Source organism: Egicoccus sp. AB-alg2 (assembly GCF_041821065.1).
GTDB lineage: Bacteria > Actinomycetota > Nitriliruptoria > Nitriliruptorales > Nitriliruptoraceae > Egicoccus.
This window is the reverse complement of the sequence record NZ_JBGUAX010000025.1, coordinates 1-1,039: the sequence shown is the minus strand read 5'-3', so window position 1 is coordinate 1,039 and position 1,039 is coordinate 1. Positions and strand designations below refer to the sequence as shown.

Genomic DNA, 1,039 nt, shown 5'->3' with positions numbered 1-1,039 from the left:
GGCAACGTGACCGCACCGGTCACATCCGTCGTCCGGAAGTAGAACTGCGGCCGGTAGTTGTTGAAGAACGGCGTGTGACGACCACCCTCCTCCTTGGAGAGCACGTACACCTGCGCCTCGAAATCGGTGTGCGGCGTGATCGACCCCGGCGCCGCCAACACCTGACCGCGCTCGACGTCCTCCTTCTTCGTGCCACGAAGCAGCACACCCACGTTGTCGCCCGCCTGACCCTCATCGAGCAACTTGCGGAACATCTCCACACCCGTGACCGTGGTCGACGTGGTGTCCTTCAAGCCGATGATCTCGACCGTGTCACCCACGTTGACCTTGCCACCCTCGATCCGGCCCGTGACCACCGTGCCACGCCCCGTGATCGAGAACACGTCCTCGATCGGCATGATGAACGGCTTGTCCAGCGCCCGCTCCGGCTCCTCGAAGTACTCGTCGACCGCGCCCATCAACTCCATGATCGACGCCTCGTACGACTCATCACCCTCGAGCGCCTTCAACGCGGAAACCCGCACCACCGGCGTGTCATCACCCGGGAAGTCATAGGAGTCCAACAACTCCCGGACCTCCATCTCCACCAGCTCGAGCAGCTCCTCGTCATCGACCATGTCGACCTTGTTGAGCGCCACGATCAGCTTCGGGACCCCCACCTGACGCGCCAACAACACGTGCTCACGCGTCTGCGGCATCGGACCATCCGCCGCCGACACCACCAGGATCGCGCCATCCATCTGCGCCGCACCCGTGATCATGTTCTTCACGTAGTCCGCGTGCCCCGGAGCATCCACATGCGCATAATGGCGCGCATCCGTCTCGTACTCCACGTGCGACACGTTGATCGTGATCCCACGCTCACGCTCCTCAGGCGCCTTGTCGATCGCATCGAACGCCATCGACTGCACATTCGGATTGTGCTTGTGCAACACATTCGTGATCGCCGCCGTCAACGTCGTCTTGCCATGATCGACGTGACCGATCGTGCCGATGTTCATGTGCGGCTTGGTCCGCTCGAACTTCTCCTTGGCCATCG

At 62.4% G+C, this 1,039-nt stretch carries 1 protein-coding gene; it reads right to left on the bottom strand.

Annotation, left to right across the window (positions count from 1 at the left end; all coding sequences use genetic code 11):
- The coding region (gene tuf, locus ACERM0_RS22745; protein ID WP_373680886.1) for an elongation factor Tu at nt 1-1,037 on the bottom strand (1,037 nt) is incomplete at its 3' end.
- Nucleotides 1,038-1,039 lie beyond the last annotated feature (2 nt).